This window comes from Bradyrhizobium sp. MV1.5 (genome assembly GCF_055807615.1).
The window spans coordinates 122080-133326 of sequence record NZ_JBVVPL010000006.1; the positions used below are offsets into that span (position 1 = coordinate 122080).

The 11247-nt window shown below is 64.0% G+C and carries 11 protein-coding genes and 1 tRNA gene; 4 read left to right on the plus strand and 8 right to left on the minus strand.

Translation table 11 applies throughout. The features are described 5' to 3' along the window. Window positions 1–209 precede the first annotated feature (209 nt). Window positions 210–1382, minus strand: a complete 1173-nt coding sequence (gene argE, locus AC0L2J_RS08265) for an acetylornithine deacetylase (RefSeq protein WP_473388530.1) — start codon at window positions 1380–1382, stop codon at window positions 210–212. A 142-nt stretch (window positions 1383–1524) separates the two neighbouring features. On the opposite strand from argE, the gene AC0L2J_RS08270 reads away from it, so the two are divergent. Beyond that, the gene (locus AC0L2J_RS08270; RefSeq protein ID WP_473388534.1) at window positions 1525–1947 is read left to right on the plus strand and encodes a hypothetical protein; all 423 of its coding nucleotides are present in this window, start codon (window positions 1525–1527) and stop codon (window positions 1945–1947) included. Between the two features lie 367 nt (window positions 1948–2314). Here the strand turns inward: AC0L2J_RS08270 and AC0L2J_RS08275 are convergent, their stop codons facing one another. Further along, entirely contained in the window at window positions 2315–3100 is a 786-nt protein-coding gene (locus AC0L2J_RS08275; RefSeq protein WP_473388537.1) for an SDR family NAD(P)-dependent oxidoreductase, read from the minus strand. Between the two features lie 134 nt (window positions 3101–3234). Here AC0L2J_RS08275 and AC0L2J_RS08280 point away from each other — a divergent pair, with 134 nt between their 5' ends. Both AC0L2J_RS08280 and AC0L2J_RS08285 read left to right on the plus strand, forming a co-directional pair. Then, entirely contained in the window at window positions 3235–3933 is a 699-nt protein-coding gene (locus AC0L2J_RS08280) for a histidine phosphatase family protein (RefSeq protein WP_473388541.1), read from the plus strand. 115 nt (window positions 3934–4048) lie between these two features. Beyond that, window positions 4049–4816, plus strand: coding sequence for an SDR family NAD(P)-dependent oxidoreductase (locus AC0L2J_RS08285; protein WP_063995914.1), 768 nt, complete (start codon window positions 4049–4051; stop codon window positions 4814–4816). 154 nt (window positions 4817–4970) lie between these two features. Here AC0L2J_RS08285 and AC0L2J_RS08290 read toward each other — a convergent pair whose 3' ends face one another. Further along, window positions 4971–6224, minus strand: coding sequence for a serine hydrolase domain-containing protein (locus AC0L2J_RS08290; protein ID WP_473388547.1), 1254 nt, complete (start codon window positions 6222–6224; stop codon window positions 4971–4973). Window positions 6225–6387: 163 nt separating this feature from the next. Here AC0L2J_RS08290 and AC0L2J_RS08295 point away from each other — a divergent pair. Next, a tRNA-Trp gene (locus AC0L2J_RS08295) sits at window positions 6388–6463 on the plus strand. A 73-nt stretch (window positions 6464–6536) separates the two neighbouring features. Here AC0L2J_RS08295 and AC0L2J_RS08300 read toward each other — a convergent pair. Genes AC0L2J_RS08300 through AC0L2J_RS08320 form a run of 5 tightly spaced genes read right to left on the minus strand, consistent with a single transcriptional unit; the run spans window position 6537 to window position 11246 of the window. Continuing rightward, complete coding sequence (locus AC0L2J_RS08300) at window positions 6537–7571, minus strand: Gfo/Idh/MocA family protein (protein ID WP_473388550.1); 1035 nt, start codon at window positions 7569–7571, stop codon at window positions 6537–6539. A 3-nt stretch (window positions 7572–7574) separates the two neighbouring features. Beyond that, window positions 7575–8780, minus strand: coding sequence for a class I SAM-dependent methyltransferase (locus AC0L2J_RS08305; RefSeq protein ID WP_473388554.1), 1206 nt, complete (start codon window positions 8778–8780; stop codon window positions 7575–7577). Then, window positions 8773–9990, minus strand: coding sequence for a class I SAM-dependent methyltransferase (locus tag AC0L2J_RS08310; protein ID WP_473388556.1), 1218 nt, complete (start codon window positions 9988–9990; stop codon window positions 8773–8775). Before AC0L2J_RS08310 ends, AC0L2J_RS08305 begins: the two co-directional genes overlap by 8 nt. After that, complete coding sequence (locus AC0L2J_RS08315) at window positions 9983–10603, minus strand: WbuC family cupin fold metalloprotein (RefSeq protein WP_007611638.1); 621 nt, start codon at window positions 10601–10603, stop codon at window positions 9983–9985. The genes AC0L2J_RS08310 and AC0L2J_RS08315 overlap by 8 nt, the downstream gene beginning before the upstream one ends. Then, the gene (locus tag AC0L2J_RS08320) at window positions 10581–11246 is read right to left on the minus strand and encodes a class I SAM-dependent methyltransferase (RefSeq protein WP_063995920.1); all 666 of its coding nucleotides are present in this window, start codon (window positions 11244–11246) and stop codon (window positions 10581–10583) included. The genes AC0L2J_RS08315 and AC0L2J_RS08320 overlap by 23 nt, the downstream gene beginning before the upstream one ends. Window position 11247 lies beyond the last annotated feature (1 nt).

Consider the following 11247-nt stretch of genomic DNA (forward strand, 5'->3'; position numbering starts at 1 on the left):
AAGTGACGCTCCGCAGAGCCGGGACCCAGAACACTTGGTCTGCGGAGCAGCACTTCGTGCCGCACCGCGTCCGGGACACGAGACCGTATTTCCCGGCGTCTATAATTCCATCGTGGCGGGATGGATTAGCGGCGGTGCTCGTGTCCCGGACGCGCTGCAACGCCTAAGCGTTGCTGCGCAGAGCCGGGACCCAGTAATTGCGAACTCCGCTACCCCTTCACGCAATGCGCGATCAGCTTCTCCACGAAGCCTGCGCATTTCTCCAGCTCCGCCATTTCCACGAATTCGTCCGGTGTATGCGCCTGCGCGATTGAACCGGGGCCGATCACCACGGACGGGATATCGGCCATGCTGGCGAACAGGCTTGCCTCGGTGCCGAACGCGACCTTGGCGTGGTCGTTGCGCCCCGCAAGGCTCTTGGCCAGCGTGACGATTGTCGCATCGGCCGCCGTGTCGAGCGCGGGATAGTCGAGGATCTCCTCGAAATCGATGCCGCAATCCGGATGCTGCTTTTTCATCGCGGGCTCGAGCTCGGCCTTGGCCCAGGCGACGATCGCATCCGTAACCTCGCGCGATTCGGTGATGCCGATGCCACGGCATTCGAAATCGACCGTGCAGCTATCCGGCACGATGTTCAGCGCGGCGCCGCCATGCACGATGCTGGTGAGCAGCGTCGAGTGCGGGACGTCGTAGAGGCTGTCGGCCGCTCGCACGGCTGCGAGCGCCACGGCGCGGCGTCGGATCTCGACGATCAGCTCGGCGGCGTATTCGATGGCGTTGACTCCGTCGGGCGCAATCGAGGAGTGGCGGGCGAGCCCCTTGAACGTGGCGCGCACGCCGTGCTTGCCCTTATGGCCGATGATGACCTTCATCTCGGTCGGCTCGCCGATGAAGGCGCCGAGCGGTTTGATCCGTTTCTTCGCGACCTCGCGCAGCATCGGCCGCACGCCGACGCAGCCGATCTCCTCGTCATAGGAGATCGCGAGGTGAATGGGCGTTGCGAGCTTCGCTTCCAGCATCTCCGGCACCATGGCAAGGCACACCGCCACAAAGCCCTTCATGTCGGTGGTGCCGCGGCCATAGAGCTTGCCGTCGCGTTCGACGAGTTTGAACGGATCGTGGCTCCAGTCCTGGCCGACGACGGGCACGACGTCGGTATGGCCGGACAGGACGAGGCCGGGGCGGTCCTCGGGTCCAATGGTGACCCATAGCGAGGCCTTCTGCCCGGTCTCGTCGGTGATGCGCTCACTCTTGACGTCGAGCGCGGCGAGATAGCTCTCGATATGCGCGATCAGGGGTAGGTTGGAGCGATCGCTGATGGTGTCGAAGCCGACGAGGTCGGCGAGCAGCGTGCGAATACGGTCGGGTCTCGAGCTTGGCATTGTCACGTTCTTGTCAGGGGGATCGAAGCTGAAGTGCTTGCACGAACCATACCAACACCGTGCTCCGGTGGGCAAATCAATGTCGGTCCCGTAGCCCGGGTGAGCGAAGCGAGACCCGGGGCAGCTCGTGTAGGACTCCCGGATGTCGCTTGGCTCATCCGGGCTACAAGACCTTGCGTTACCTGTCGGGCAAAACACCCAAGCTGTCGGTCAACGCGGGGCGCTAAAAATATTCCACTTTACCGAAATTCGGAAACGGCGTATCCATGCCTCACTCCGGCCCAAGGAAGAGGGGCGTATCGCGATCGTCACGAACGCGGGCCGGACGGCGGTGGACGTGGATCACATCGGCGCGAACGGCTTCGCAGGGCGGGCAACCGTGAGTGAAGGCGTCGCGCACACGACCGGTGTGATCGGCGTACGGCAAAATCGTGTGGTCCTGGCGCCCGGGGTCTGTGCGCCAAGTGTTGCGGTGATGTGGGTTGCCCAACCGGGCACGCGCGTCAGCCATCCGCAAGGCGACGGGGGCAATAGTGCATCGCTCCCCGGGGAGATCACGACATAAGCCGTAAAGCCACTGCGCAGGGAAGGCCGGATGTTTTGGCTTCACCTGTATGCCGCTGTGCAATTTTGTTCACGACAATCTCGCACAGTGGACCGCGGGTGCCAGCCGGCACCCGGTCTTCCCTGCGCCCTCTTTCATGTGAGGGTGAGGCGATGAAGCAAAGCTCGGGCGAGACAAGCCGCGAGGATGCGATCCGATGTCAGTTATTCATCAACAGTCTCGTGCCCCGGACGCAGCGCAGCGTCTCTTCGACGATGCGCTGCAGAGCCGGGGCCCATGCCGCAGCACGTGCTGTGGCTTTCTGGATCCCGGCTCTGCGGAGCGTCACTGCGTGCCGCACCGCGTCCGGGACAGGGGAGTTCGCGAACTAAACCGGCTTCCCCGTATACGGCATCGACGCCGTCAGTCCGCCGTCCACCGGGAAGGCCTGGCCGTTGACATACGACGCCTCGTCGCTGGCCAGGAACAATCCCATCGCGGCGAGCTCGTGCGGCTGGCCGGGACGCTTGAGCGGATTGAGCTGGCCGATCTTGTCTTGGGTGCCGCGCTCCTTGGCGCGGTCGAAGATCGGCTTGGTCATGCCGGTCTCGATCAGGCCCGGGCACACCGCGTTGATGCGCACACCGGTGCCGGTGAGCGAGTAGGCTGTGGTCTGCACCAGGGAGATGACGCCGGCCTTGCTCGCCGCATAGGGATGTCCGCTGGCGCCAGCCTTGAGGCCCGCGACGGACGCGGTCAGCACGATCGCGCCGGACTGCTGCTTCACCATGTGCGGCATCGCATGCTTCACCGCGAGAAACGGCCCGATCAGATTGATGCGCAAAACCTCCTGCCATTGCTCGACGGTCTGCTCGCCGAGCGGGACGAGTCCGCCGGAGACGCCAGCATTGGCCCAGATCACGTCGAGCCGGCCGTGCGTCTTCACCGCCTTGTCGATCACGGCCATGACGTCCTTTTCGGAGCCCGCATCCGCTATCATCGCTTCCGCGACACCGCCGGCCTTCTTCACCTCGTCGACCGTTTCCTTCACCGCCTCGCTGCGATCGACTGCGATCAGCCTGGCGCCTTCTTTGGTGAACAGCAGCGCGGCCGCGCGGCCGATGCCGCTGCCGGCACCGGTGATGATGACGGATTTGCCTTGCAGACGGCCCATGCGTTGTCTCCCTTTGGTTCGCACGCGACGCTTGCCGCGCGACGGAATTTCAAACAAGATTTCAAACGGTAAAGTGTCTTGAGACACGTTCGCTACTGACGTACAGCGACATCAAACGGGATGGAAGGGTTTCGATGGCAGGTGCAGACAAGCCCAAAGTGGTGACGACGCGCTGGTGGTGGGTCCGTCATGCGCCCGTGCGCAATGACGGCGGCAACATCTACGGTCAGTCTGATCTCGCCTGCGACACCAGCGATACCTACGTCTTCAATGCTGTTGCCAAGGTGCTGCCACGCAAGGCGGTCTGGTATTCGAGCAACCTGATGCGTACGCATCAGACCGCCGAAGCGATCTGGGCGGCCGGCTTCCCGAGGCCCGCATCGATGACATGGGAAGCCGACCTCGCCGAACAAAACCTCGGCCGCTGGCAGGGCATGAACCGTGCCGAGTTCATCGCCAGCCGTCCCGTCGGCTCCAGCTGGTTTGCGGACATCAACGAGCCTGCGCCGGGCGGCGAAAGTTTCATGGACCTCTACAACCGCACCCGCCGCACCATCGAGCGGATCAACGTCGATGCAGCCGGGCAGGACGTGATCGCGGTCGCGCATGGCGGCACCATCAAGGCTGCGCTGGGGCTGGCGCTCGACAATCAGCCGGAGCGGGGGCTCGCGTTCGATATCGACAATTGTTCGGTGACGCGGCTCGACTATTTTGCAAGTTCCGAACGCAATGTCTGGCGGCTGCCGATGGTGAACCAGCAGCCGTGGATCGCGGACGATGCGCATGCGGCGATGCATCAACCCGCGGGACCGGAAGTCAAGAAGCTCGCCTGAGTGAGCTGTCATTCCGGGACGGTCCGCAGGACCGGACCCGGAATCTCGAGATTCCGGGTTCGGCTTCGCCGCCCCGGAATGACAATGAACACGAAGATCAATCTGGGAGAGAAACATGACCTTGTTCGACATGAAGGGGAAAGTCGCCGTCATTACCGGCTCGACGCGCGGCATCGGGCTTGCGATCGCCGAGCGCATGGCCGAGCACGGCGCCAAGGTGGTGATCTCCTCGCGCAAGGCCGACGTTTGCGACCAGGTTGCGAAGAGCATCAACGACAAGTTCGGCAAGGGCACGGCGGTGGCGATCGCCGCCAACATCTCGTCGAAGGAAAACCTGCAAAATCTCATCGACGAGAGCAACCGCGCCTTCGGCAAGATCGACGTGCTGGTCTGCAACGCCGCGTCGAACCCGTATTACGGTCCGCTCGCCGGCATCTCCGACGATCAGTTCAGGAAGATCCTGGACAACAACATCGTCGCCAACAACTGGCTAATCTCGATGGTGGTGCCGCAGATGATCGAGCGCAAGGACGGTTCGATCATCATCGTCTCCTCGATCGGCGGCCTGAAAGGTTCGACCATCCTCGGCGCCTACGCGATCTCGAAAGCCGCGGACATGCAGCTCGCGCGCAATCTGGCCTGCGAATATGGCCCGCACAACATCCGCGTGAACTGCATCGCGCCGGGCCTGATCAAGACCGATTTTGCGAAAGCCTTGTGGGACAATCCGGAGAATTTGAAAGCCTCGACCGCGCGTTCGCCGCTGCTGCGCATCGGCATCCCCGACGAAATCGCGGGCGCCGCGGTGTTCCTGGGCTCGAGGGCCGGCGACTTCATGACCGGCCAGACCATGGTGATCGACGGCGGCGCGACGATCAGTTGACGGTCTCGTGTCCCGGACGCGGTGCGGCGCGAAGTGCCGCTCCGCAGAGCCGGGAGCCAGAGGTGAGGGGGTCGAGATCGCGGAGGCATAGGCCCCGGCTCTGCGCAGCAACGCTAAGGGCGTTGCAGCGCGTCCGGGGCACGAGAGCCGGATCTCAATCCACCGCCGCGTACACCAGATCCCGCACCAGCGTTCGCGTATAATCGCGCTGCCCCGGGCCCTGGCTCATGAACACGACGAACAGATCCTCCTTGGGATCGATCCAGAAGAACGTCCCCGCAATGCCACTCCAGAAATACTGGCCGACGCTGCCGGGGAAGGGCGCGATGCCGGCCTCGCGGCGCACCGCGAAGCCGAGGCCGAAACCATGGCCGGACGACAGCAGCGTGCCGTTGGTCACGACGTGAGGTCCGAGATGATCGGAGGCCATCAGTTCCAGCGTCTTGCGGCCGATGATCCTGTTGCCGTCGAGGGTGCCGCCGTTGCGCAGCATCAGCGCGAAGCGGGCATAGTCCATGGTGGTGGAGACGAGGCCGCCGCCGCCCGACTCCATGATGGGCTGCTCGAGCATGTTGAACAGCGCGACCTTGTCGCCGGTCCAGGGATCGGCCGCGAACGGCTCGGCGAGCCGGCCGGCATTGGCCTCAGAAGTCGAGAAGGCGGTCTCGGTCATCTGAAGCGGCGCGAGGATGCGCTCAGTGAGGTACGTGCCGAGCGACTTGCCGCTGACCACCTCGATGATGCGCCCGAGGATGTCGGTGGAGCGGCTGTAGTTGAACTCGTCGCCGGGATGGCAGACGAGCGGGAAGCTCGCCACCAGGGCGGCGTGCTCGGCGTTGGTGATCTTGCGGCTGCGCACCCGCGACTCCTGGTAGATCTTGTGCACGGGGCCGTCGCCCTGGTGCTCGTAGGTCAGGCCGGAGGTGTGGCGGAGCAGGTCCTGCACCGTCATCGGGCGCTTCGGCGGAACCAGTTCCAGCTTGCCGCCGCTGATCACGCCGACCTTCTGATCGGCGAACTCCGGGATGAATTTCGCGGCGGGGTCGGCAAGAATCAGGTGCCCATCCTCGACCAGCGTCATGATGCCGACCGACACGATCGGCTTGGTCATCGAGAAGATGCGGAAGATCGAATCATGCGCCATCGGCGCCGCGCCCGTCGGGCTCTGCCTGCCGAGCGCCTCGAACCAGCCGACCTGGCCGTGCCGTGCCACCAGCACGGTGACGCCCGGAACGGTTCCCTTGTCGATCTCGCGCTTGAAGGCGTCCGACATGGCCTGGAGGCGAGGGCGCGACAGCCCGAGCGTCTCGGGGCGGGATTCCGGCAGAGGCGGGGTCTTCGGCGCGGTCGAGGGGCGGTGGGCGGCTGTCACGGACGCTTGGGCAGTCGCAGAGGCTTGGGCAGTCATGGGCACTCCCGGTTGCTTATTATTGTTCGGAGCGGACTGTGGCCCAGAAGGCGCGGCACAAACAAGCGAAGCCAGCGCGCTTCACCCTTGCAATCCGGCCTTGCAATCCGGCCGCCCCCTGTGCTTCAAAGCGGCCTGATCCGCGCGGCAACGCAGGGTCCGTAGGAGTGTAGCTCAATTGGTAGAGCACCGGTCTCCAAAACCGGGGGTCGCAGGTTCGAGCCCTGCCACTCCTGCCAGCGAAATCAAACACTTAGCTAGAATGTGGGCAATCAGCCATCGCCCGGGTATTGCCGCCGGACGGCGTGAAGCCTAACCGCTGACCTGCCGTTTCCAGATCGCCTCCGCAAGGGCGATGTCGGCCACGGAATCTGCGCCGGAAGCCAGCGGCGTCCTCTGCTCCACGATATCGGCGACGAATGCATCGGCTTGACGCCGAAACGCCCAGCTCGTGCCGCGCGACAATCGCGTGCGTTGTCCTTGCTGATCGAGGATGACCTCCGCCTCCTGCTCGGCAAACGGTGGGGGCAATTCGATGGTCAGCGCGCCCTGTTCGAACGCGATGCTCAGCCCCTCGCGCCAGACGCCGTCGGATCCATTTGCGAGTTGCAGCGCGCAGGCGACGCCGTCGAAGTCGAGTGTCACGGTCGCCGCGCCCGAGCTCTCGATGGTGCTTTCCGCGACCGTCGGTGACGATCCGAGCATGTAGCGCGCGAGGTTGATGATATGGCTGAACACGTTCAGAAAACTGTCGTAGCCGGGTCGCATCGCACCCGGCATCCAGTCGGGGCCGTCCTGCCAGAGCTCGAGCCCGTCCGGCCGCACTTCGCCGGTCATGACAAAGTTGTCCTGGGACCGGCCAGTGCTGCCGCCGAAGCACCAGCCTCGCGCGCCGACAACGCGTCCAAGCGATTGATCCGCTCGCAGGCGCGTCAACTCGGCAATCGCGCGCGCCACCCCGGCGTCGTGACGCTTCATGTAGCCGATGCTGTAGACGAGGTTGTGCCGCCGCGCCGCCTCGGCCAGTGAAACGGCCTGAGCCGCGGTGTAGGCCATCGGCTTTTCCGAGAGCACATGGCGACCGCTGCTCAACGCATCCAGCACAATCGGGCCGGTGGCGCGACGCTTCGTCACGACGACGACGGCCGACACTTCGCTGTCCGCCAGCAGTTCCCGGTGCGTGCCGTAGACCCGCGCGATGTCGAATTTTTGCGCCGCTGCGGCAGCGAGCTCGGGCCGGAGATCCGCGATCGCGACGACGCGGCAGGCGGGGTTGGCGACGAAATTGGCGAGGTGGCACATCTGACCGACCATGCCCGTTCCGATGATGCCAATGCCTGGCCTCACTTGCTAGGACCCCTCGAAGCGTTTCCGGATAACAAGAAAGTGCGCCGGCTGTCCCCAGGTGTTGATGAACGCCTGGTCGGACTGGGTGAGGGCCGTGACTGTGGACACGTCCCGTCGCCCGATCGCGCCAAAGATACGATGGAAGCTGTCGAGGGTCGCCATGATGGCGTCGATGTCGGACGCATCGTCGGCAAGAATGTCCGTCGCCGGTATCGTCTCGCGCAGCGACGCAAGGCTCGCGATCACACGGGGCAGGCTGGCGCCGAAGGGATCGTCGATCATCGCATCGACATCGACAACCAGTGTCTCGATCGAAGCCGAGATCGCCTCGACCATCTCGGTCTTGCCGGCCAGATAGAGCTTCCGTCCACCGAGAAAGCTCAGACGGCTGCGACCGAGGTGGCGCGTCGCGCGGCGCAGCTTCTCGTCGTCGGAGAGGACCTTCTTGTGCCAGTAGACGTCCAGGCTGTCGCGATAGACGGGCCACCCCGAATGGATGTCGAATCCCTGCTCATGCGCCGCCTTGCACAAGGCTCCCGCGTCGAGGAAGTAGCGGTGCCGGACGAAAGGATTTTCGAGCACGTCCATCAGCCAGGAGTCGAAGCTGCGCGTGTGCGGAATGCTGTTCCATTTCGCGTCGAACAGCAGCTTCGCCGTTTCGAGCGCGGGACGGCCCGTCAGCACCTTGCCGGCCGCATGAATCGCCTTGAGCGCGAGCTCGAAGAAGCCGCCATAGCGCTCGTAGTAGGACACGACGGCGTAGCCGTCCGGGTTGAGCAGCCGGTGAAAGATGCCGAGCCAATTTTCAGTCGGCTGCACCGTGTAGATGAATCCTTCGGCATCGATGATGTCGAAGCGACGATCGCTGCGAAATCCTTCGACATCGAACGATACGAGTTCGCGCAGACGTTGAGCCTGGTTGAAATGCGCGAAGTAAGCCTGGATTTTCGCGTGCGCATGCCGGTTCGGCTCGGCGAGCGTCATGTTCGCGCCCCAGCCGGCAAACACCAGCGCGTTCTCACCGGAGTCAGGGCCGAATTCAAGCACGTCTGCGTCGCGGAACAACCGCGGCGGCAGCACCAGCTTGTCTGAAAACAACTCGCGCCGCAGGCCGGCATAGGCTTCGAGTTCGGCGGCGGATTTGAAATTCCCGAACGTCGGCAGGACGTCCTGACGTTCGTAATAGTTGAAGAGCTTGTCCTCAGCCATGCCGCGACCCTGCGGCGGCCTCGAGGCGATCGAGCTCGCTCCAGATGTCCGAGGGCGCGAAGATCGATACGATGTGGAGCGGACGCTTCACGTTTTCGCGCAGCCGTCTGCCGACCTTGTCTTCGTTCTCCTGGTTCACGGCCAGAAGGCAGACAAGCGGATCCGACTTGCCGGCGAGGTTCTCCGGCGGGCGGATCGGAATGCCGGTGCCGGGCAGGAACAAGCCCTGGCGCTCCTTCTGGTCGTCGACCGAGAGGTCGACGAGATCCGCGAGTTCATGGGCATTGGTGAAGGTGCAGGCGCGGCAGCCGGCGCCATAGATGGCGATCTCGGCGCCGTTGGCGCGGGCCTTGGCGAGGATCGGGCGAAGACGCGCGCCGTACTCCCTGGCGCGCTGGCCGAACCTTTCGCCGACGCCGGCAGGAGCGGGCGGAGGCCTCACGTCGCGCGTCGCGCGCCGGGCTGCGATCGCGAGGCTGCCGCCGCTGAAATTGTATTTCTTCACCGAAATCGCCTCGAAGCCGTGACGGGCCAGCAGCGCGAGCAGCGTCGGCTCGGTGAAGTAGCTGACGTGTTCCTCCCACAGGACCGAGAGATCACCTGCCGTCGAGCCGGGCGCGAAATCAGGCACGTCGATGAACAGCAGCCCGTCGTCGCGCAGCGCGATTTTCACGCAGTCGAAAAAGTTCTCGAAATCGACGATGTGCTCCAGCACCTGGCGCGAGACGACGAGGTCGAACCTGCCGGCCTCGGCGACCGCGTCATGACACAGCGCCGGGCTGATCATGTCGGCATAGACCTTGATGCCGCGCTCGCGGGCGATCTTGCCCGACACCGGGTTGGGCTCGACGCCCACCAAAACCTTCGCACCGCGTTCGCGAAGCCTGTCCATGAACAGGCCGTCGTTGCATCCGATCTCGAACACGGATTGATGGCTCGAGAATTTGGCGATGGTATCGAGCTCGTCGACCTGGTGCGGCTCCGGCTTCCAGCTGCTGAAATTGTAGTTGAATTGCCGGTACAGAATGTCGGGATCGATCGGCTTGACGATCTGGGGCAGGCCGCACTCGCCACACGCCAGCACCTCGAACGGATACCGTTCGTCCTGTTCGTCGCGGCTGTGCCGAAGCCGATGCGCAATCGGCATCTGTCCGAGGTCGATGACCGGGCGCAAATTGCTCGAATGGCAGAGGCGGCAATGATCAGTCATCGGTAGGAACCTCTGCTCGAATGGCTCGTGAAGTATGGCGATGGGCCAGATGCTCCGCGGCGAGCGCACCGGTCGATGTGACATAGTTCTGCACTGCCGCGGCATCGCTGCCATCCGGTGCCCAGTCGGGAAATGCCGTGCGGGAGGGATCGAACGGACCCGCGGTGGTTTCGTGAAACACCAGCCACTCCGAGGTGATCAGGATCGAGTGAAACAACTGCTCGGGCATCCGGTAGTAGCAGAGCGCGCCCCGGCCGTACGGCGCCATCTCGAGCACGTCGCGAATGCGGCCGTCATCCTCGAAGATCACGACCTGCGCAGTGCCCTCGATCAGATGAAACGATTCAGGTTTGCCAAAGTGCTTGTGAGGCCGCACATACGCCTCGCGATGATGCACGATCAGCATCTCGTGCAGGCCGGACGAGGGATCAGGATGCGTGCACAGCCGGCTGCGCAGACGCGGATTGCCCGCGGCGATGCGCTTCAGCTCCGCGATCGTGGCGTCGTTCGCCGTGACGATGGCGTCGTCCGAATAATACACTTCGGGATTTTGCGCTCGCAGCGAGGCCGGCCGGCGCAGGCCCGTTGCTTCATTCGAAGAAGATGAACCCATGGTCGCCCCGGTAGCCGCATTTGTCGTAGATCCAGGCCCACGTCTCCGGACCATGAAAACTCAGGCAGGTGAGCTGCCAGTAGAGCAGGTTCGCCTTCTCGCGCTCGTCGCGGAACGACTCCACCATCAGATATTTCGAGGTGCCGCGCCCCACGCGCTCGATCTCCGACACGGCGCGGAAGACGTCCTCGAGCGGAAGATTGTGGAGCACGCCGAGCGACACCACGAGATCGAAGCTGTGGTCGGGGTAGGGGAGCTCGACGGCGCTGCCGACCTTCAATTGCGGTCGCACCTCTTCCTTGGCGTTGGCAATGCCATAGTCGGAGATGTCGATGCCGGCGATGGTGAGGCCAGGGACGAGCTGGGTGAACTCGTAGAGCAAATAGCCCTTGCCGCAGCCGACATCGAGCACGCTCATCCCGGACTTGATGCCATAGCGGTCGATCAGGGTCTGGGCGAGCGGGCGCCAGCGTCCGTCGTAGCGGTAACCGCCATAGCCATAGCGGCGGTCGCCGTCCCAGTAGTCGCGCCCCCATTGCCGCGCGACGGTGGCGGATTCCGCCTTGTCGTGCTCGACGACCCGCTGAACGTAGTTCCGCTTGGTCGATGCGTGCATCGGCTGGAGCAGGTTGATCTCGGTCATT